Raw genomic sequence first — 19,753 nt, 5'->3', positions numbered from 1 at the left:
CGACGATGTCCACCGACGCCAGTGTCATCTCCATCAGTTGGAGGGCACTGATCGTCACCCCTCGCGGCGGGAGGCCGTCCGGGCGCCCGCCAGTGTCCCCGGCACGATCGCGCCCGGGCCGAACTTCTCCCGGGCCCGGTCGGCCGCCGCCTCGATGCGGCGGGCCTTCTCGTCGGCGGGGTCGAAGGTCAGCTGGCGGGCGGCGAGTGCGGCGGGGGTGAGGCCTTCGGCGCGCAGGGCGAGGGCGCGCACCCGGGCGCGCTGGAGGCCGAGCGCCTCGTACATCCGGTACGCGGCCGCCGTCAGCGCGGCCGCGTGCGCGGTCGGCTCGGGCAGCGCCCGGGTGCGAGTGGTGACGGAGCGGTCGGCGTAGCGCACGGTGAGCGTCAGGGAGCGGCACACCTGGGCGTCGCCGCGCAGCCGGACGCCCAGCTCCTCGGCGCCGGAGAGCAGCGCGCGCCGGTGCCGGTGCGGGTCCAACTCGTCGCGCGGGAAGGGCCGTTCGACGGCGAGGGAGCGGGTGACCGCGTTCGGGGCGACGCGGGCGCGGTCGACGCCGTGCGCCCTGTCGTACAGCTCGCGCCCGGCCCGCGCGCCGACGAGCCGCTGCAGCGTGGACAGCGGCGCGGCGGCGACCCTGCCGACGGTGTCGAGCCCGTACTCGCACAGGGTGCGGGCGCCCGCGCGGCCGACGCCGGGCAGCTCGGCGACCGGCCTGCCGTCGAGGAACTCCGCGACCGCGTCCGGGGCCGCGGGCACCACCCGGGTCACCCCGGGCGCGGCGTCCCGCGCGGCCATCCGCGCCAGCATCGGCCCGGGCCCGGCGCCGATCACGCAGTCGACGCCGTACAGCGCGAGCGCCCGCACCCGGATCAGGGCGGCGATCCCGGTGACGTCCCGGTCGAAGTAGCGCCGCGCCCCGCTCACGTCGGCGAGCGCGGCGTCGGGCGGCAGGGCCTCGACGACGGGCGTGAACTCGCCGACGACGGCGAGGAGTTGGGGCAGCAGAGCTTCTTCGCCCGAGGTCAGGAAACGTACGTACAACGTGTTCATCCCGCGCTCCCCGGACTCTGGTGCCACAACTTCCGTCCCGTGGCGGCCCGTTCGCCGGGCGGCTGGAGGTCGGCCCAGGGGTGCATCTCGTATCCGGTCTCCATCCGGATGCGCCGCCCGTTCACGGGATCACCCTGGCCGGGCTCCGGAGCACCCTCCGCCGCCGGGGCACCCTCCGCGTCCGGGACGGCCTCCGCATCCGGCCCCGCCACCCCCCGCTCGGCCAAGCGCAGCGCCACCGCGTCGAGCCCGCCCTCGCGGCGCAGCTCCACGAGCTCCGCGAGGTTCCACGCCGCCGAGCCGACGACGCTGAGGCTGCGCGGACCGCGCCGCTGCACCACGCCGCGTACGAGAAGCAGCCAGGAGTGGAAGACGGTGTGGGCGCAGGCGGCGTGAGCGTCGTCGAAGAAGGCCAGGTCGACCAGGCCGGTGCCGTCGTCGAGGGTGGAGAAGATGACACGCTTGCCGGAGCGGATCGGCGGGGTCTGGGTGGCCGCCTTGGCGCCCGCGACCAGGACCGTGTCGCCGTGCCGCGCCGTGCGCAGGCGGCGCGCGGAGACCACGCCCAGCTCGTCGAGGAAGGCACGGTGATCGTCCATCAGATTCCGGGACGCGTCCATGGAGAGCACGCCGAGCTCGGCGCTGAGGCGTTCCGCGTCGTCGAGGTCGGGCAGTCCCGCGGAGGCGGTCTGCCGGCCGCCGGAGAGCGGGAGTTGGGGGCCGCGCCCGCCCCGGGCGCCGCGCTGCAGCTCCGTCAGGTGCAGTTGCAGATCACGGCGGTTGGCGCCGAACGCGTCCAACGCCCCCACCTGGGCAAGCCTTTGGGCGAGCGGGCGGCTCGGCCGGGCCCGCTCCCAGAAGTCGAGCAGCGAGGCGTACGGCTGTCCGGCCGCGACCCGCTCCGCCTCCGCCTCGCTGATGCCGTGCACGTCGGACAGCGCGAGCCGCAGGCCCCACTTCCCTGATTCGGACTCCAGTTCGATGCGATGGGCGACCGCGGACCGGTTCACGTCGAGCGGAAGGACCGGCACCCCGCGCCGCCGCGCGTCCGCGAGCAGCAGCCGCTTGGGGTACATGCCGGGGTCGTGCGTGAGCAGCCCCGCGTAGAAGGCCGCCGGATGATGGGCCTTGAGCCACGCGGACTGGTACGTCGGCACGGCGAAGGCCACGGCGTGCGCCTTGCAGAAGCCGTACGAACCGAAGGCCTCGACGATCTCCCAGGTGCGCGTGATCGTTTCTGCGGAGTACCCCTTGGCGGCGGCCGCCTGCGCGAACCAGACGCGGATGCGCCCCTGCGACTCGGGGTCGGAGAGCCCGCGCCGCACCCGGTCGGCCTCGTCGCGCCCGCAGCCGGTCATGAGGTGCACGATGTCGATGATCTGCTCGTGGAAGACGACGACTCCGTAGGTCTCCTTCAGCGGTCCCTCCAGGTCGGGGTGCGGATAGCGGATGGGCGCACGGCCGTGCCGGGCCTCGATGAACGGCCGCACCATGTCGGCGGCGACCGGCCCGGGGCGGAACAGGGAGATGTCCACGACCAGGTCGTGGAAGGTCGCGGGCTGCAGGCGGCCCACCAGGTCGCGCTGGCCGGGCGATTCGATCTGGAAGCAGCCGAGCGTCTCGGTGGAGCGGATCAGCCGATACGTCGACGGGTCGCCCGGCGGGATCGCGTCCAGGTCGAGCGGAGTGCCCGTGGCCCGCTCGACCTCCGCGGCCGCGTGCGCCATCGCCGACTGCATCCGCACCCCGAGGACGTCGAGCTTGAGCAGGCCGAGGTCCTCGACGTCCTCCTTGTCGAACTGGGACATCGGGAAGCCCTCGCCGCTGGTGGGCATGACGGGGGTGCGCCGGAGCAGCGAGGCGTCGGAGAGCAGCACGCCGCACGGATGCATGGCGACGCCCCGGGGCAGCGCGTCGAGCCCTTCGACCAGCTCCCAGAGGCGGCCGTGCCGCTCCGCCTCCGCCGCCACCGCGCGCAGTTCGGGCAGTTCCTCCATCGCTGCGCGGGCGTCGCGCGCGCGGATGTGCGGGAAGGCCTTGGCGATCCGGTCGATGTCGGCGGGGTCCATGGACAGGGCGGCGCCCACGTCGCGGATCGCGTGCCGCACCCGGTACGTCTCCGGCATCGCGACGGTCGCCACGCGCTCTTCGCCGAACCGGCCGATGATCGCGCGGTAGACCTCCAGGCGGCGCGCGGACTCCACGTCGATGTCGATGTCCGGCAGGACCCGCCGCCGCACGGACAGGAACCGCTCCATGAGCAGGCCGTGCTCGACCGGGTCGGCGTGCGCGATGCCGAGCAGGTGGTTGACCAGGGACCCGGCGCCGGAGCCGCGCGCCGCGACCCGGATGCCCAGGTCCCGTACGTCGTCGACGACTTGAGCGACCGTCAGGAAGTAGGAGGCGTACCCGTGATACGCGATGATGTCCAGCTCGTGGTGCACCCGCTCCCAGTACGCGCGGGCGTCCGGGCGGCGGTCGTAGCCGCGCAGCACCATGCCGGCCGCGGCCCGCGAGGCGAGGACGCGCTGCGCGGTGCGGCGCCCGGCGCCGACCAGGCCCGGCTCGGGGAAGCGCACGGAGCCGATACCGATGTCGTCCTGGGGGTCGACCAGGCACTCGGCGGCGGCCGCCCGCGTCTGTTCGAGCAGGCGGTACGCGGTGTCGCGACGGAAGCCCGCGGCCTCCACGACGCGTTCGGCGACGCCCAGCATGGCGGCCTCGCCCTTCAGCCAGCGCTCGCCGGTGTCGAGCGGCCCGGTCGGGTCGATGGGCACGAGGCGGCGCGCGGCGTCGAGGACGTCGGCGACAGGGCCCTGGCCGGGGTCGGCGTAGCGGACGGCGTTGCTGAGGATGGGGCGAAGGCGCTGTTCGGCGGCGAAGCCGACGGTGCGGGCGGCCAGGCGCAGGGAGCCGGGTCCGGTGCCCGAGCGGCCGTGCCAGACGGCTTCGAGGCGCAGCGCGTCGCCGTACCGCTCGCGCCAGGGGACCAGGAGGCGGGCGGCGCGGTCGGGGCGGCCCGCGACGAGGGCGCGGCCGACGTCGGAGGCGGGGCCGAGCAGCACGGTCAGGCCGTCGCCGCGGCAGTCCTCCCAGGGCAGCACGGGCGGGCCCTCACCGCCGCGGTGCGCGGCGCTGACCAGGTGGCACAGCTCGGCCCAGGCGGTGGCGCCGTCCCGGGCGAGGAAGGTCACGCGCGGGGTCGACTCGTCGATGAAGGCACCACCGCGCACCGGAGCCCGGCGCCGCGCGGTCCGCCCGTCCTGCTCCGGAGCCACCGGCGGCTCGACCGCGAGCTCCGCCCCGAACAGCGGCCGCACCCCCGCCTTCTCGCAGGCCTTGGCGAACCGGACCGCGCCCGCGAGGGTGTCCCGGTCGGTGAGCGCGAGCGCGTCCATGCCCCGCTCCGCGGCGCGCTCGGCCAGCCGCTCCGGATGCGAGGCCCCGTACCGCAGGGAGAACCCGGAGACGGTGTGCAGATGCGTGAACCCGGGCACACGCACCTCCTGAACCTTCCGCTCGCTCGTCCCCTCCTCCACCATAGACCAACTTTCGAACCAACGTTCGATACCCGTGTGTGACGCCTCTCCCGCCCCTCCCGCCCCGTCATCCATTCGGCCCACCCCGCCTGCGTGACCCCCGGCCGCCTCGGAGCGTGGGGGCATGACCTTCGCCGACGAGTTGAAGAACGCCGTCACCCCGCGAGCAGCCCTGCTCGTCATCGGTGTGCTCGCCCTGCAGCTGCTGTTCATCGCCTCCTACGTAGGGGCGCTGCACAACCCGAAGCCGACGGACGTGCCCTTCGGAGTCGTCGCCCCCGGCGAGGCGGCCGCACAGGCCAAGGACCAGCTGGGGAGGCTGCCCGGCGAGCCGCTCGACCCGCGCGTGGTCAAGGACGAGGCCGAGGCGCGGAAGCAGATCATGGACCGGAAGATCGACGGTGCCCTGATCGTCGATCCCCGGGGCGCGACCGACACCCTCCTGGTCGCCTCCGGCGGCGGCAAGGCCCTCGCCAACGCCCTGGAGACGATCACCACCCAGGCCGAGGGCGCCCAGAAGCGCACGGTGAAGACCGTCGACGTGGCCGCCGCCTCGTCCCAGGACTTCAACGGGCTCTCGTCGTTCTACCTGGTCGTCGGCTGGTGCGTGGGCGGCTATCTGTGCGCCTCGATCATGTCGATCAGCGCGGGCTCGAAGCCCGCCAACCCGCAGCGCGCGGCGATCCGCCTCGCCGCCATGGCCCTGCTCTCCCTCGCGGGCGGCCTCGGCGGCGCGGTCATCATCGGCCCGATCCTGGGCGCCCTGCCCGGCTCGATCATGGGCCTGTGGGGCCTGGGCGCCCTCATCACCTTCGCGGTCGGCGCGTTCACACTCGCCCTGGAGGCACTCACCGGCGTCGTCGGCATCGGCCTGGCCGTACTCGTCATCGTGGTGGCGGGCAACCCCAGCGCGGGCGGCGCCTTCCCCCTGCCGATGCTGCCCCCGTTCTGGGAGGCGATCGGCCCCGCACTACCCCCCGGCGCCGGCACCTGGGTGGCCCGCTCCATCGCGTACTTCAAGGGCAACGCGGTGACAGGCCCCCTCCTGATCCTTTCGGCATGGGCGGTGGCGGGAACGGCGGTGACACTACTGACGGCGATGCGGAAGCGTAATAGCCCGTCCGGCGCTTGAGGACGAGCCGCGAAGCGGCGAAAGGGGGGCCAGGGGCGAAGCCCCGTGAGAACCCCACGCCCAGGGCAACTGTCAGACCCGTCTGCGAGCCTGAAAGACATGATCCGCACACTCGCCGTCGAGAACTACCGCTCCCTGCGCAAACTGATCGTCCCCTTGGACCGCCTGAACGTCATCACAGGCGCCAACGGCACAGGCAAGTCCAGCCTGTACAGAGCCCTACGCCTATTGGCGGACTCCGCAAGCGGAGGCTCAGTCGCAGCCCTGGCCCGCGAAGGCGGCCTGCAATCCGCCCTGTGGGCGGGCGAGGCCAAGGCGGAGGCGACAAGCATGCGCCTGGGCTTCGCGGGCGACGAGTTCGGATACGCGGTCGACTTCGGGCACCCCCTGCCCACGTCGGGAGTGGGCGCGGCCCCGTCCCTGTTCAACCTGGACCCGGAGATCAAGCGGGAGTGCACCTGGGCGGGCCCGGTGCTCCGCCCCGCCGCGCTGCTCTGCGACCGCGCGGGCCCGGCGGTGCGCACGCGGACGGCGGACGGCGGCTGGCACCGCACGCAGGGCATCCGGCCGTACGACAGCATGCTGAGCGAGCTGGCCGACCCGCAGCTCGCGCCCGACCTGCTCCGGCTGCGCGAGCTGATCCGCTCCTGGCGGTTCTACGACCACGTCCGCACGGACGCCGAGGCGCCCGCCCGCGCCGCCCGCATCGGCACCCGCACCCCGGTCCTCGGCCACGACGGCGCCGACCTGGCCGCGGCCCTGCAGACCATCCGCGAGATCGGCGACACCGATGCCCTGGACGCGGCCGTGGCCGACGCCTTCCCGGGCACGCGGGTGCGGATCGCCGACAACGGCGGACGGTTCGAACTCCAGCTGCACCAGGCGGGGTTGACCCGCCCCCTCGGCGCCGCCGAGCTGTCCGACGGCACGCTGCGCTATCTGCTGTGGGCGGCCGCGCTGCTCACGCCCCGGCCGCCCTCGCTCCTGGTCCTGAACGAGCCGGAGACCAGCCTGCACCCGGACCTGCTGCGCCCCCTCGCGGACCTGATCCTCACCGCGGCCGAGGACACCCAGATCGTCCTCGTCACCCACGCCGACCCGCTGGCGGAGGCGGTGGCCAAGGGGGCGCGCCGCCACCGCGTGGACGTGAACTCCATAGAGCTGGTCAAGCAGTCGGGCGAGACGACGGTGGCGGGCCGCGAAAGTCTGCTCGACGAGCCTCTCTGGTACTGGCCCAAGCGCTGAGCGCACCGCTCAGCAAGCTCACAAAATCGTTCCCGCGCTCCGGATCCGGCCATTTCCACCCCACCCGGGAGGCCCAACCGGAGTGCCGCACCCCACTCCCCCGGACCCTCGCCGCACATTCCGGCTATCCGGGAACTTCCCCCCGATTCCCCCTTCCCGCCGGTCACACGTGGTGCACGAGACGCCGACCGACCGTGAGGGCCCCTTCCTTCACGCCACTACACACAGTTTTCAACCAACGACTGAAAGTAAGTGATCGACGTGCTTTCGGTGTCGCCCTGAGCAAGACTCCGATCCGTTCCGTTCGTTATCCGTAACGACAAGCAAGGGAGTGTTCGAAATGCGGTACATCTCTGGGGGGATCGCTCTGGGCGCCACCCTCGCGCTCGGCGGTCTGGCCACCGCGGCCACCGCCGCGCCCGAGGCCACGCCTCCGGCCGCCGCCACCACGAGCGGCTACGCGCCCTCCGAGCTCGTGCTCACCATCGGCTACGGCGACAAGGCCGCCACCGCCTCCATCCAGCGGGCCGTGACCCTCGGCTGCTCCTCCACCGGGGTCGGCAGCCACCCCGACGCGCCCGGCGCCTGCGACCAACTGCGCGCGGTGGGCGGCAAGTTCGACAAGGTGACCAAGGCGCCGTCGAACCGCGCCTGCACCAAGGAGTGGAACCCGATCGTGGTCACCGCCCAGGGCGTCTGGGAGGGCCGCCGGGTCAACTACGAGCACACCTTCGCCAACCCCTGCGCGCTGACGGTGGGTCAGGGCCAGGTCTTCAACTTCTGAGCACGCGAAAGGGCCCCGGAAGCCACACGGCTTCCGGGGCCCGTCGTGCGTCGAACCAGGCGTCAGCCGATTTCCGCCCCGAAGGCCTCCAGGGCCTCCGGCACCGGCTGGAAGAACGTCTCGCCGCCGGCGGAGCAGTCACCGCTGCCGCCGGAGGTCAGGCCGAGGGCGGTGTCGCCCGCGAAGAGCGCGCCGCCGCTGTCGCCGGGCTCGGCGCAGACGTCGGTCTGGATGAGCCCGTTGACGACGTCGCCGTTGCCGTAGTTCACGGTGGCGTCCAGGCCCGTGACCTTGCCGTCGTGCAGCTGCGTGGTCGAGCCGCTGCGCTGCACCTCCTGGCCGACGGTCGCGGCACCGGCCTTGGTGATCTTCTGCGTGCTGCCGTTGTAGAGGTTCACCTCGCTCGGGTGGGCGGTGTCGCCGCTGTACTTGACGATGCCGTAGTCGTTGTCGGGGAAGCTGGAGCCCGCGTTCTCACCGATGGCCGGGCCGCCCTGCTTCTCGGACCAGCTCGTGACGGCCTCGGTGCAGTGGCCCGCCGTCAGGAAGTGCGGCGCACCGTCCTTGACCACGTTGAAGCCGAGCGAGCAGCGGCTGCTGCCGCCGAAGATGGCGTCGCCACCGGCGATGAAGGGCTTGAACTCCCCCTTGGACTGCTTCAGTTCGGCCTTCTCGCCGAGGCCCTCGACGACCGAGGTCAGCTTCTTCAGGTCGGCGCCCTTGACGGTGCGGTCCGCGGTGACGACGACCTTGTTGGTGGCCGGGTCGGTGGCCCAGGACGTGCCCGGGATCGAGGCCTTGTCGGTGAGCGCCGTGTGGGCGCCCTTGAGCTCGGCGAGGGAGTTCTCCACCAGTCTGGCCTTGGCCCCGGCCGACTCGACGGCGTCCTTGGCGCTGTCGTCGAGCACGTTCACGACGAGGTTCTTGGCCTGCGCGTCGTAGTACGTGCCCGCGGCATCGGCGCCCAGCTCCTTGTCGAGCGAGGAGGCGAGCTTTCCGGCCTTCGCGACGGAGAGCGTGTCCGGCTTGGGGGTGGGGGTGTCCTCGCTCGCGTTCGCAGTCTGGAAGGTGACGGCCGCGCCGATGAGGGCGACGACGCCCGCGCCTGCCATGGCGGCCCGGCGCTTGGGTATGCGGCGGTGCTTCAACTGACGTCCTCCTGTGGGGGGTCCGGTCCGCTCCGGTGTGGGGGCCTCGGCGGCCGAAAGGCGTACGCGCATGGGGAAGCGACGCTGGATAAGCCGCGTCCATGCCAATAGGACGTCGCCCACTATTCCCAGCGTGCACGGTCGCACACAAGGTCTACTTCAGGACGCCCGCCCGACAATGACCTTTCGGCCGCGCCCTGTTGACCGTCCGTGGTCTCACCACGTCGGTTCCCGCTGCAAACACCGCGTGCGAGCGGCGGACGGCAGCGGGTGAGGACTAGTCCTGTCCGGTTCTCGACGCCGCCAGGACGCTCCGGAACGCCGCCGGAACGCTCCGGTACATCGGCGGGGAGCTCCCGGAACGCTCCCGGGACAGCGAAGAGCCCCCGCCCGGGAGTTGGGCGGGGGCTCCTGTTCCGTTTTCAGCGGGGCACCGCGCGGGGCCCTGCCAAGTGCCGTGTGCGGCGTACGAGGATCAGTACACGCTCACGTTGTACGCGCGCAGCGCCTCGGTGACCGGCTGGAAGAACGTCGTGCCGCCGGAGGAGCAGTTGCCGCTGCCGCCGGAGGTCAGGCCGAGCGCCGTGGTGCCGGAGTAGAGCGGGCCGCCGCTGTCGCCGGGCTCGGCGCAGACGGTGGTCCGGATCATGCCGTACACGATGTCGCCGTTGCCGTAGTTCACCGTCGCGTTCAGGCCGGTGACGCGGCCGGAGTGGGTGCCGGTGGTGGAACCGCGGCGCGTGACGGACTGGTTGACCGTCGGGTCGGCGGCCCGGGTGATGTCCTGGCTGCCCACGGTGCCGGACTTGGTGATGGAGCTGTTCGTGTAGCGCACGATGCCGTAGTCGTTCGTCGGGAAGCTGGAGCCGTGCGTGGTGCCGAGCACGGTCGTCTTCGCCGAGTTGGCCCACCACGTGCCCGCGCCGTCGGTGCAGTGGCCCGCGGTGAGGAAGTAGTAGGTGCTGCCGTTGCGGACGTTGAAGCCGAGCGAGCAGCGCCAGCTGGACGCGTAGGTGGCGTCGCCGCCGGAGATGTACTTCTGGAACTTGCCGGGCGTGCGCTCGATCTTCAGGGCGCCGGCGTTGTCGCCCGCCGCCTGCTTCAGTTTGGCGATCTCCGCCTTGGAGACCGTGGTGTCGGCGGTGACGACGACCTGCTTGGTCTTCGGGTCGACGTTCCAGGCGGTGCCCGCGACGTCCGCCTCGAGGACGGCGTCGCTGGCCGCCGTGAGGTCGGAGGCGCTGTAGGTGCGTGCCTCGTCCGCGCTGGCGGCGGGCACGGCGAGTGCGGCGGCGGCCACGAGCCCGGTCGCGATGGCGACCGTGCGGGCGTGTCTCGCTATACCGCTGCGGGGGGTGGTGCGCTTGATCCTCACTGCTGGTTCCTCCCGAGGGAAGTCAGGGGGCCCATGTGGGTTGGGGGCCCGTGAGGCGCAGCCAAGGACAGGACGGATTCCGGTTACGCCGTGCCCCTGACAAGCGCTGCTCGGGAGTATTGGCTGCCGCCCGACCCCGCACAAGGGTGCCTTTCGGCCGCACCGACGGATACACGCCAACCGGCCCCGGTGGATCGCACCTGCGTACGCCACCGGGGCTCTGGGTCATCGGCTCTCCGTCAGACGTCCCGACGCGCCGAAAGGTTCCGTTCCCCGGCCGCGATCTCGGCGGTGAGGGTGTTGCCGGGCGGCGGGAAGGGGCAGATGAAGTGGTCGGCGAAGGCGCACGGCGGCAGCAGCGACCGGTTGAAGTCGACCGTCGTACGGCCCTGTTCGTCGGGTGCGGCGGGCCGCAGGAAGCGGAAGCGGTAGCTGGAGACGCCGCTGGTCGCGTCCGCGAACACCGCCCACAGCGATCCGTCGCCCTCGACGCTCACCTGCAGCGTGTGCTCGCGCCCGGCGAGCGTGAAGGCGAGTTCCCCGCCGAGCCCGAGCCCGCGCTCCACACCGTCCGCGTTGCCGACGCGCACGGTGCGGTCCTGCGCGTACGGGGTGAAGCGGCCCTCGACCGCGAAGCGCGGGTCGTGCCCGGTCACGTCGATCCCGGCGAAGGCGCGCCGCGCCGGGGCGTCCGGGTCGAAGTCCCGCACCGCCCACAGCCCTTCGCGGCGCAGCACGACCAGGCGCCGCTCGCCGAGCCCGAGCCGGGCGGCGGTGACGGGTCCGGGGTCGGGCGCCAGACGGGCCGTACCGGCGAAGGGCTGACCGTCGAGGGTGAGCCCGTCGCCCCGCGCGGCCGTCAGGACCACTTCCTCTCCGTCCTCCGCCCAGTGTCCGGGCAGCCCGGGCAGCGTGCCGTCGGGGTGGTCGGCGAGCCAGTGCGTGCCGGTGAGGGTCAGCGGGCCGTAGGGCGCGGAGACGGTGGCGGTGCGCTGCTCGTGCCACTGCTCGAAGTCCCGCACGGCGGCGTCGAGCGTGTCGTCGGTGGTGCTCATGGTGATCAACCCTTCCATACGGGCTCGGGCAGCCCGAGGTGTGAGCGCAGCGTCGCGCCCTCGTATTCCGTGCGGAACGCGCCGCGCTCCTGGAGCAGCGGCACCACCCGATCGACGAACTCGTCGAGCCCGCCCGGCGTCAGGTGCGGGACGAGGATGAAGCCGTCGGCGGCGTCGGCGCGCACGAACTCGTGGAGCTGCTCGGCGACCGCGGCGGGGGTGCCGATGAAGGACTGCCGGGAGGTCGTCTCGATGACGGTCTGGTGGATGGACAGGCTCTTGGCCCGGGACAGGGCGCGCCACTTCTCGGCGACCGCGAGGGGATCGCCGACCTTCACCCGGCCCTGCACGAGCGTCGATTCCGGGTCGGGGTCGATGTCGGGCAGCGGCCCGTCGGGGTCGTACGCGGACAGGTCGACGCCCCACACCTGCTCCAGGGCGAGGATCGCGTTCTGCGGCGAGACCTGCTGGCGGCGGATCTCGATGGCGCGCTCCTGAGCCTCGGCGGCGGTGTCCCCGAGCACGAGGGTGACACCCGGCATGATCTTCAGGTCCTCCGGCGCGCGTCCGTACGCGGCGAGACGGCCCTTCACGTCGGCGTAGAAGGCGCGGCCCGCCTCCAGGGTCCCGTGCCGCGTGAAGACGACATCGGCGGCGGAGGCGGCGAACTCGCGGCCCTCCGGCGAGTCCCCGGCCTGGATCACGACGGGATGCCCCTGCGGCGCACGCGGCACCCCGAACTCCCCCGCGATGTCGAAGTGCTGCCCGTGGTGCGCGAAGGGTCGCGGCTCACCCACCTGGCTGCCGGTACCGTCAGGTCCGCCGGGCGTCCAGGAGTCCCACAACTCCCGTGCGGTGGCGACGAATTCGGCGGCGCGGGTGTAGCGGTCGGCGCGGTCCAGGAAGCCGCCGCGGCGGAAGTTCTCGCCGGTGAAGGCGTCCGACGAGGTGACGACGTTCCAGGCGGCGCGCCCGCCGCTCAGGTGGTCGAGGGACGCGAGCCTGCGGGCCAGTTCGTACGGCTCGTTGAAGGTCGCGTTGACGGTGGCGGCCAGGCCGAGCCGGTCGGTGACGGCGGCGAGCGCGCTCAGGACGGTGAGGGACTCGGGCCTTCCGACCACGTCCAGGTCGTGGATGCGGCCCTTGTGCTCGCGCAGCCGCAACCCCTCCGCCAGGAAGAAGAAGTCGAAGAGCCCGCGTTCGGCGGTGCGGGCCAGGTGCTCGAAGGAGGCGAACTCGATCTGGGAGCGCGAGCGGGGATCCGCCCACACGGTGGTGTTGTTGACGCCGGGGAAGTGGGCGGCGAGGTGGATCTGCTTCGGACGCGGACGGTGCGTCGTACGGTGCGTCATGCCGGGTCCCCCGCGAGTGCGGCGTATCGGTTGGCGGGCCGGGTGAGGCCGAGGTGCTCCCGGAGCGTGGCGCCGGGGTAGAAGGTGCGGAACAGGCCGCGGTGCTGGAGCAGCGACACGGTGCCGTTGACCAGGCGCTCCAGGTCGCGGCGCGGCTCGACGAGGGTGAGGTGGAAGCCGTCGACGGCGCCCGCCGCGTGCCAGGCGGCGATGAGGTCGGCCAGGTCGACGGGGCCGCCGCGGTAGAGAGGGCCTTCGGCGGTGGGCAGCGGGCCGCCGCCGTGGCCGGGCTGGGCCGCGCATTCGCCGCCGCCGAGGTCGACGACCAGCGCGGCGAGCACCCGCAACTGGCCCGGGTCACGGCCGAGTCCGGCGGCACGGCGGTGCAGCTCGGCGCGTGCGGCGCCCGCCTGGGCCGGGCTCGCGGCCCGCACCAGGGCGACGTCCGCGTGCCGGACGGCCATCTCCCGGGCGGGGCCGCCGGTCGCGTCGACGACGACCATCGGGTTGCCCTGCGGGGGCCGTGGCACGATCGAGGGGCCCCGCACGGAGAAGGAGCGGCCCTCGAAGTCGACGTAGTGCAGCTTGTCCCGGTCCACGAAGCGGCCGGTCGCCACGTCCCGTATCTCCGCGTCGTCCTCCCAGCTGTCCCACAACCGCCGGGCCACGTCGGCGACTTCGCCCGCCTCCTGCCACAGCGCCTCGCGGGGCGCGGCCCGGCGCCGCCCGAACAGCTTCGCCTCGGCCTCGGTCGCCGACACCTCCACCGCCCAGCCGGCCCGGCCGTGGCTCACCCAGTCGAGGGTGGCCACGGCGGCCTGCACGTGGAAGGGCTCGGTGTGCGTGGTCGTGACGGTCGGCACCAAGCCGACGCGCGCGGTGGCCGGGGCGGTCCGCGCGAGCACGGCGAGGGCGTCGAGCCCCCGGTGCGCGAAGGAGTCGCCGAGCGTGACGAAGTCGAGCGCGCCGCGCTCGGCGAGCCGCGCGAGCTCGGTGTACGGGGCGGCGTCATAGGCGCCGGGCTGGTCTATGGCGGCGGCGAGGTGCAGGGGGACACCGCGGCCGGTGGGTGGTGGTGTGGTGGTCATGAGGGGTGAACCTCTCTCGCGTGGGCTCGACAAGGCTTGGGGCAAGGGAAGTCGGGGACAACGGCCGCGTGCGGGGCGGCCTCGCGCCCGTGTCGGGTGACCGCTCGCCTCACGGCGTCACCGCGTCCGCGAGGAAGGCCAGCACCGCCCGCGCGGTGGCGTCGTTCTGGCGGAACGACGGGCTGTTGGTGCGTGGCCGGGTGAAGGCGCCGGCGCCGCGCGCGTCGGTGCCCGGGCCGAGGGCGAAGCGGCGCGGGTGCGGGGTGCCGGAGGGGTCGCGGACGCGGCCGTCGGCGGGGTCGACGGACAGCAGGCCGTCGGGTGTCTCGGCGACCCCTTCCGCGTGCAGCGCGCGCAGCAGCGGGTCGCGGGTGCGGGCGAGCGTCGGCCGCGGCAGCCGCGCCTCGACCAGCGCGCGGGCCGTGACGCCCGCCCCGGGTACGGTCGCGCTGCGCGCCCGGAACACTCCCCCGCTCGCCGCCACCGTCATCCCGGCGCCGAGGAACCGCACGACCCCGGCCCGCGACAGCGCGAGCAGTTGCCGAAGGCGCGGCCCCGGCGGCCCCGACGCCAGATAGCTGAAGTAGCCGTGCCACCACGGCCCGATGTCGCCGAGCCGCACCAACTGCCCGTACACGGACAGGAGTCCGAGGAAGACGGCCAGGTCCGGGCTGTGCGCGGGGTCGTGGCGGCGGGTGAGGTCGGCGGTGATGTAGGCACGCAGGCCCTCCTGGAGTTCCTCGTACGAAGTGTGGCGGACGCCGTCCAGGGGGTGGTCGAGCGCGGTGAGGTCCAGGCGGTCGGCGGGGTCGGGCACGGCGGAGGAGACGAGCGCGGCGAGCTCGGGGCTGCCGGGCGGGCAGGCCGCGTACTTCTCTTCGAAGTCCCGCCAGGCCGTGGTGGTGCGCTCGGGGTGCGCGGTGAACAGCCGGTGGTAGTGGGCGAAGCCCAGCTCCTTCTCGACGAGCGGCCACACGTCGCGGGCGAAGTCGTAGCCGTCCGGCCCTGCGAGGAGGGCGTCGATCTGCTCGGGCCCCAAGTAGCGTGGCAGGGGCGGCTGTTCACCGCCGTCCCAGGTGTAGCCGATCTTGGAGTGGTAGGGCACGCCGCGCCGCGACCCGACGTACAGGACGGGTTCGCGCCCCGACGGCACATAGGTGTCCCCCTCGTACCGGCCGCCGCGCCCCTCGGTCAGGAGCACCATCAGGTCGACGAAGGCGAGCCCGAAGCCGCGCACGAGGACGGGCTCGCCGGCTTCGAGGGCGCTCAGGTCGGTGTCGGCGGTGAAGTCGGGCGGCAGGTGGACCAGGCCGTGGCGGCGGGCGTAGCGCCGCAAGTGCCTTTGCTCATCGTCGAGTTCGGCGTCCAGGTGGCCCTGGGCGAGGATGACGAGGTCGGCGACGAGGGGGCGGTCGGAGCCTTCGAGCCACACCTCCTGGCGGGCGCCCGGAGGGCCGGTCAGGCGCAGGGCGCGGCGGGGGTGGTGGTGGACGGCGATGCCGGGCGGCAGGGCGGCCACGGACTTCTCGTACACCCAGCGCAGATAGGCGCCCTGCCGCTGCCGCCCGGCGAAGGTCCGGCCGTCGACGCCCGCCCATTCGTGCAGGGCGGGCCCGGGCAGCACGGGCCCGGCGATCTCGACCGTGTCGTCGGTGAACATCGTGACGTCCCGCGCCTGCGAGTTCATCCACAGCAGCGGCGACTGCTCCTCGCGCCAGATGCGGCCGGGGCCCGGCGGGTAGGGGTCGACCAGGTGGATGTCGAGCCGCGAACCGCCGTACAAGGAGGGCGCGTTGGCCGCGATGCGCTCGATGAGGCCGGTGGCGCGGGGGCCCGCGCCGACGATCACCAGAGCGGGCACGCCGGACAGGGCGGGCGGGCCCGACGGGCGGACGGCGACAGGGGCGAGGGTGTCGGATGGCATGCGAAGGCTCCGTCAGTACGGGTGATGCCTTCACATGGGCCACACGGGCCGTCGGACCGAGCCCCTCAGCACGGGTCCGCGCCTCGAGATTACGGGGCACTTCGCACGTCTTGTCAAGGCTGTCCAGGAGCAGCCCAGGCCGATGTCCAGAATATGAGCCGTACGTCTCAGGGCAGTTGACGCGGAAACGGATGCCTGTTCCACTTGTCTTCATGCATCCACAGCAGTGGCTGGTCACGCGCTCCCACATCGACTTCGGTCGCGTGTGGTCGGCGTCGTGTCGATGCACTTCGCCGTGCTGACGCACGCCTGAGCCGACCGGTCACGCCCGCGCATCCGGGCCCGTCGCCCTGCGCGTCCCATCATGCGGACGGCCGTCTCACATTCCCCGAACTCCCGGACTTCCGGACTCCCGTGCGCCCACGCGCCGTTGCCCCGCCTTCACATGCGTACGTGTACGCCCCCCTCCCCTCGCACGATCAGCACGCCCGCCCGGACAAGGACCGACTAGAGCCCGCAGTCACAGCAGGAACAGCACTCGCAACAGGAGCAGCAGCCGCTGTCTCCGCAGTTGCTGCAGCACCCCTCGCGCTTCTTGCGGGACCAGGGGCCCTCGTAGTGGTCGGCGCAGCACACCTTGCAGGTGCAGCACAATCCGATGGCAACGGCGCACCCCGCCCAGAAGCCCCGCCTGCCGGGCTTCGGCGGCTGCGGCTCGAAGGCCGGACCGCCGCCGAAGCCACCGGGACCACCCGGTCCACCAGGCCCGACCGGTCCACCGGGCCCACCCGGCCCACCGCCTCCGTACGGATTGCCACCCCCGTACGGATTCTGCGGGCCGTACGGACCACCGGAGTGCGGCCCGTACGGCCCGCCCTGCTGACCCGGAGGCGGCCCGAACGAGCCGCCCTGATGAGCCGTCACCTCACGTGTGTGCCCGCACCCGTCGGCGCCGAAGGCCCGGTCGATCGACCTGCCCAGCTCGTGCGCGAGCAGCATGTGCGCGAGCTTGCCGTCGGTGAACTCGGCGTCGCGCAGCGCGAGCCGGATGCCGTGCAGCGCGTCGTCGGCGAGGCGCCGCGCCTCGGCCAGGGAGGTGCCGGTGGCGGTGAGCGGGTTCCACGCACCCGACGCGGCGTCGGCTTCCTTGTCCTCCACGGCGTCGAGCAGGTGCGCGAGCCTGCCGAAGAGCCGCCCGGCCTCGGCCAGCGGCTCCGCGTTGGCCGGCCGGCCTGCGAGTACGGCGGTGTGCGCGAAGGCGGCGGCGGTCGCGGTCTCGGTCGGCTCGGTGACCGTGAGCAGGGAGGTGCCGGGGCCCGCCGCGGCCTCGATGCCCTGCTGCCGTTCGACGGCGTCCACCAGGACCGCCGTGTCGAAGCCCACGCCGGCTCCGGTGCTCGCGCCCGCGCGGTCCCACTTCCCGGCGACCCGGCGCGCGGCCGCGGCCACCGGCCTGCGCGCCAACAGGCCGTCGCCGTCGACGACGTGGTCCCGCACCTTCGCGGAGGCGAGCACGAGCGAGACGGCAGCGGCGAGCCGCGCGCCCTCGCCCTGCGCGACGGACGCGGTGCGCATGCCGCGCAGCGGGCAGGGGCCCGCGGTGCGCCGCCACCCGGTGGTCCGCTCGGCCTGAGCCTCCGTCAGAACCGAGATGATGAGCCCGTCGTAGTTGGTCACGACGCGGGCGAACTGCCCGTGGTCACCGCGCAGCGCGAGACACAGCCCGCACAAATGCGCCATCCACTGGGTCTTGAGCCCTTCGCCGAGGCGATGACTGCAGGGCCTGACGATTCCGAACAAGACGACTCCCCCGTGAGCCCGATGAACCACGCGATCCGCGCGGCCGGGACGGCTCGGACGGCCCGCGAGGCGAACTCCGGCATCGTAACGACCACTCCGTTCACCCGTACGCACCCCCCGTCACCCGTACGCCGCGAAGAATCATATTTCACTCTCTGTCAGCAGCCGTATACGGCACGACCCTTGAAGAATCACGCGCGTCGCCGTATTGACTGTGTGCCAGTACCGTCACGAAAACCCCGCGCGGCGACTATCCCCTTGGCGCACCATCCGCATCATGGACGACCATAGGGATGCGGAACGCAAGCAGACCGCTGCGAGAGGAGGCGTCCATGGGATCGGTGCGCAAGGCGAGTGCCTGGCTTGGCCTCGTCGACGACAACAACGACGAGCGCTACTACGACGGATACGAAGACGACGGGGCCGACGGCCCCGAGGCGGCCGAGGCCTGGGTCACGGACCCGCGCGTGAAGGTGGCTGCGGACGTGGCCGAGGACAAGGGCCGGATCGGCACGGTCACGCCGGACAGCTTCCGCGACGCCCGCGCCATCGGTGAGCTGTTCCGGGACGGCGTGCCGGTCATCATGAACCTCACGTCGATGGAGCCGGCCGACGCCAAGCGCGTCGTCGACTTCGCGGCCGGGCTCATCTTCGGCCTGCGCGGCTCCATCGACCGGGTAGCGCACCGCGTGTTCCTGCTGACGCCCGCCAACACGGAGATCGTCAACGGGGAAGCCACGCCGCACCGCACGGACGGCTTCTTCAACCAGAGCTGAGGCAGGGCCGCTCGCCGTGCCCCCGCCCGCCGCGGCGCGCCCCGCGCGCTCAGCGGAAGGCGTCGAGTCCGGTGAGCGCCTTGCCGAGGACGAGCTGGTGCATCTCGACGGTGCCCTCGTAGGTGAGCACCGATTCGAGGTTCGTCGCGTGCCGCATCACGGGGTACTCGAGCGAGATGCCGTTGGCGCCGAGGATCGTGCGCGCGGTGCGGCAGATCTCGATGGCCTCTCGTACGTTGTTGAGCTTGCCGAAGCTGACCTGCTCGGGCCGCAGGCGGCCGGCGTCCATGCGCCGCCCGAGGTGGTGCGCGAGCAGGACGCCCTTGTGGAGTTCGACCGCCATGTCGGCCAGTTTGGCCTGGGTGAGCTGGAAGCCGCCGATGGGCCGGCCGAACTGCTCGCGGGTCTTGGCATAGTCCACGGCCGCGTCGAAGCTGGCGCGGGCGGCGCCCATCGCTCCCCAGACGATGCCGTAGCGCGCGTGCGACAGACAGCTCAGCGGGCCCTTGAGCCCCGTGACCTCGGGCAGCACCGCGTCGGCGGGCAGGCGCACCTCGTCCAGGACCAGTTCGCTGGTGACACTCGCCCGCAGCGACCACTTGTGCTTGATCTCCGGTGCCGAGAAGCCCGGGGCGTCCGTGGGCACGGCGAATCCCCGGATCCCGTCGTCGGTCTGCGCCCACACCACGGCGACTCCGGCGACCGACCCGTTCGTGATCCACATCTTGCGCCCGGTCAGGACCCAGTCGGTCCCGTCCTTCTTCGCGTACGTCCGCATGGACGCCGGGTCGGAGCCGTGGTCGGGCTCGGTGAGGCCGAAGCACCCGATGATCTCGCCCGCGGCCATCCCCGGCAGCCACCGCTGCTTCTGCCCCTCGGAGCCGAAGCGGTGGATGGCGTACATGGCGAGCGATCCCTGCACGGAGACGAGGGACCTGATGCCGGAGTCGGCGGCCTCCAGCTCCAGGCAGGCGAGCCCGTACTGGACGGCGCTCGCGCCCGCGCAGCCGTAGCCGGTCAGCGACATGCCGAGGGCGCCGAGCGCCCCGAGCTCACGGGCCAGCTCGCGCACGCCGGGCAGCTCGCCGCTCTCGTACCACTCCGCGATGTGCGGCAGGACGCGGTCTGCCGCCCAGGAGCGGACGGTGTCGCGGACCGCGAGATCCTCCGCGTCCAGCAGGTCGTCGAGGCCGAGGGGGTCGGCGGGGTCGAAGGGCGGCGGGGTGTTGCTGCTTGCGGACGACATGCGGTGGCCTCCGGCGGACTTAACTAGCGCTGGTAGTCAGGTACGACTCGGCTTGACGCTACGACGCGGGGTCCCGCACGTCCAGCTTGCCCGGGGCCTTGCCGGGGGCTCCCCAACCCCACCCCTTCCCGAAACTGGGGCTCCGCCCCAGACCCCGCTCCTCAAACGCCGGAGGGGCTGGAACTCACCGGCACATATTCAGCCCCTCCGGCGTTTGAGGAGCGGGGGTCCGGGGG

General features: G+C 72.9%; 14 protein-coding genes. 4 read left to right on the top strand and 10 right to left on the bottom strand.

Annotation, left to right across the window (positions count from 1 at the left end):
- Positions 1–54: 54 nt before the first annotated feature.
- Together AC0KTA_RS30575 and AC0KTA_RS30570 are read right to left on the bottom strand one after the other, a co-directional pair.
- Complete coding sequence (locus AC0KTA_RS30575; protein WP_481051432.1) at positions 55–1,053, bottom strand: DNA polymerase Y family protein; 999 nt, start codon at positions 1,051–1,053, stop codon at positions 55–57.
- Complete coding sequence (locus AC0KTA_RS30570) at positions 1,050–4,550, bottom strand: DNA polymerase III subunit alpha (protein WP_481051431.1); 3,501 nt, start codon at positions 4,548–4,550, stop codon at positions 1,050–1,052. The genes AC0KTA_RS30575 and AC0KTA_RS30570 overlap by 4 nt, the downstream gene beginning before the upstream one ends.
- Positions 4,551–4,716: 166 nt before the next feature.
- Between AC0KTA_RS30570 and AC0KTA_RS30565 the strand changes: the two genes are divergently transcribed.
- The 3 genes from AC0KTA_RS30565 to AC0KTA_RS30555 all read left to right on the top strand — a co-directional run bounded on the left by AC0KTA_RS30565 (position 4,717) and on the right by AC0KTA_RS30555 (position 7,753).
- A complete protein-coding gene (locus tag AC0KTA_RS30565) occupies positions 4,717–5,724 on the top strand; it encodes a DUF3533 domain-containing protein (RefSeq protein WP_481051430.1) in 1,008 nt (335 codons plus the stop codon).
- A 99-nt stretch (positions 5,725–5,823) separates the two neighbouring features.
- Positions 5,824–6,969 (top strand): AAA family ATPase, encoded by a 1,146-nt coding sequence (locus AC0KTA_RS30560; protein ID WP_481051429.1) that lies wholly within the window; start codon positions 5,824–5,826, stop codon positions 6,967–6,969.
- A gap of 340 nt (positions 6,970–7,309) precedes the next feature.
- On the top strand, positions 7,310–7,753 hold the full coding sequence (locus tag AC0KTA_RS30555) for a subtilase-type protease inhibitor (protein ID WP_481051428.1): 444 nt from the start codon (positions 7,310–7,312) through the stop codon (positions 7,751–7,753).
- 62 nt (positions 7,754–7,815) lie between these two features.
- Here AC0KTA_RS30555 and AC0KTA_RS30550 read toward each other — a convergent pair whose 3' ends face one another.
- The 7 genes from AC0KTA_RS30550 to AC0KTA_RS30520 all read right to left on the bottom strand — a co-directional run bounded on the left by AC0KTA_RS30550 (position 7,816) and on the right by AC0KTA_RS30520 (position 17,495).
- Positions 7,816–8,901 carry a S1 family peptidase gene (locus AC0KTA_RS30550; protein ID WP_481051427.1) on the bottom strand — a complete coding sequence of 362 codons (1,086 nt, stop codon included), beginning with the start codon at positions 8,899–8,901 and terminating at the stop codon, positions 7,816–7,818.
- Positions 8,902–9,376: 475 nt separating this feature from the next.
- Positions 9,377–10,276 carry a S1 family peptidase gene (locus AC0KTA_RS30545; protein ID WP_481051426.1) on the bottom strand — a complete coding sequence of 300 codons (900 nt, stop codon included), beginning with the start codon at positions 10,274–10,276 and terminating at the stop codon, positions 9,377–9,379.
- Between the two features lie 239 nt (positions 10,277–10,515).
- Entirely contained in the window at positions 10,516–11,331 is an 816-nt protein-coding gene (locus tag AC0KTA_RS30540) for a DUF1684 domain-containing protein (protein WP_481051425.1), read from the bottom strand.
- 5 nt (positions 11,332–11,336) lie between these two features.
- Positions 11,337–12,683, bottom strand: a complete 1,347-nt coding sequence (locus tag AC0KTA_RS30535) for an NtaA/DmoA family FMN-dependent monooxygenase (protein ID WP_481051424.1) — start codon at positions 12,681–12,683, stop codon at positions 11,337–11,339.
- A complete protein-coding gene (locus AC0KTA_RS30530; RefSeq protein ID WP_481051423.1) occupies positions 12,680–13,771 on the bottom strand; it encodes an LLM class flavin-dependent oxidoreductase in 1,092 nt (363 codons plus the stop codon). The genes AC0KTA_RS30535 and AC0KTA_RS30530 overlap by 4 nt, the downstream gene beginning before the upstream one ends.
- A 109-nt stretch (positions 13,772–13,880) precedes the next feature.
- Positions 13,881–15,695 (bottom strand): FAD/NAD(P)-binding protein, encoded by a 1,815-nt coding sequence (locus AC0KTA_RS30525; protein WP_481051422.1) that lies wholly within the window; start codon positions 15,693–15,695, stop codon positions 13,881–13,883.
- Between the two features lie 507 nt (positions 15,696–16,202).
- Positions 16,203–17,495, bottom strand: coding sequence for a DUF5685 family protein (locus AC0KTA_RS30520; protein ID WP_481051421.1), 1,293 nt, complete (start codon positions 17,493–17,495; stop codon positions 16,203–16,205).
- Positions 17,496–17,827: 332 nt separating this feature from the next.
- Here AC0KTA_RS30520 and AC0KTA_RS30515 point away from each other — a divergent pair, with 332 nt between their 5' ends.
- Positions 17,828–18,271 carry a cell division protein SepF gene (locus AC0KTA_RS30515; protein WP_481051420.1) on the top strand — a complete coding sequence of 148 codons (444 nt, stop codon included), beginning with the start codon at positions 17,828–17,830 and terminating at the stop codon, positions 18,269–18,271.
- A gap of 49 nt (positions 18,272–18,320) precedes the next feature.
- Here the strand turns inward: AC0KTA_RS30515 and AC0KTA_RS30510 are convergent, their stop codons facing one another.
- The gene (locus tag AC0KTA_RS30510; protein WP_481051419.1) at positions 18,321–19,517 is read right to left on the bottom strand and encodes an acyl-CoA dehydrogenase family protein; all 1,197 of its coding nucleotides are present in this window, start codon (positions 19,515–19,517) and stop codon (positions 18,321–18,323) included.
- Between the last annotated feature and the right edge of the window lie 236 nt (positions 19,518–19,753).

The organism is Streptomyces sp. Y309 (genome assembly GCF_056712025.1).
The sequence above is the reverse complement of the archived record's forward strand: the minus strand, read 5'-3'. Positions and strand labels throughout refer to the sequence as shown.

Excerpts from the sequence above, each read along its gene's own strand:
- AC0KTA_RS30575 (WP_481051432.1), bottom strand. The coding sequence starts at position 1,053 with ATGAACACGTTGTACGTACGTTTCCTGACCTCGGGCGAAGAAGCTCTG.
- AC0KTA_RS30565 (WP_481051430.1), top strand. The coding sequence starts at position 4,717 with ATGACCTTCGCCGACGAGTTGAAGAACGCCGTCACCCCGCGAGCAGCC.
- AC0KTA_RS30560 (WP_481051429.1), top strand. The coding sequence starts at position 5,824 with ATGATCCGCACACTCGCCGTCGAGAACTACCGCTCCCTGCGCAAACTG.
- AC0KTA_RS30555 (WP_481051428.1), top strand. The coding sequence starts at position 7,310 with ATGCGGTACATCTCTGGGGGGATCGCTCTGGGCGCCACCCTCGCGCTC.
- AC0KTA_RS30540 (WP_481051425.1), bottom strand. The coding sequence starts at position 11,331 with ATGAGCACCACCGACGACACGCTCGACGCCGCCGTGCGGGACTTCGAG.
- AC0KTA_RS30535 (WP_481051424.1), bottom strand. The coding sequence starts at position 12,683 with ATGACGCACCGTACGACGCACCGTCCGCGTCCGAAGCAGATCCACCTC.
- AC0KTA_RS30530 (WP_481051423.1), bottom strand. The coding sequence starts at position 13,771 with ATGACCACCACACCACCACCCACCGGCCGCGGTGTCCCCCTGCACCTC.
- AC0KTA_RS30525 (WP_481051422.1), bottom strand. The coding sequence starts at position 15,695 with ATGCCATCCGACACCCTCGCCCCTGTCGCCGTCCGCCCGTCGGGCCCG.
- AC0KTA_RS30515 (WP_481051420.1), top strand. The coding sequence starts at position 17,828 with ATGGGATCGGTGCGCAAGGCGAGTGCCTGGCTTGGCCTCGTCGACGAC.
- AC0KTA_RS30510 (WP_481051419.1), bottom strand. The coding sequence starts at position 19,517 with ATGTCGTCCGCAAGCAGCAACACCCCGCCGCCCTTCGACCCCGCCGAC.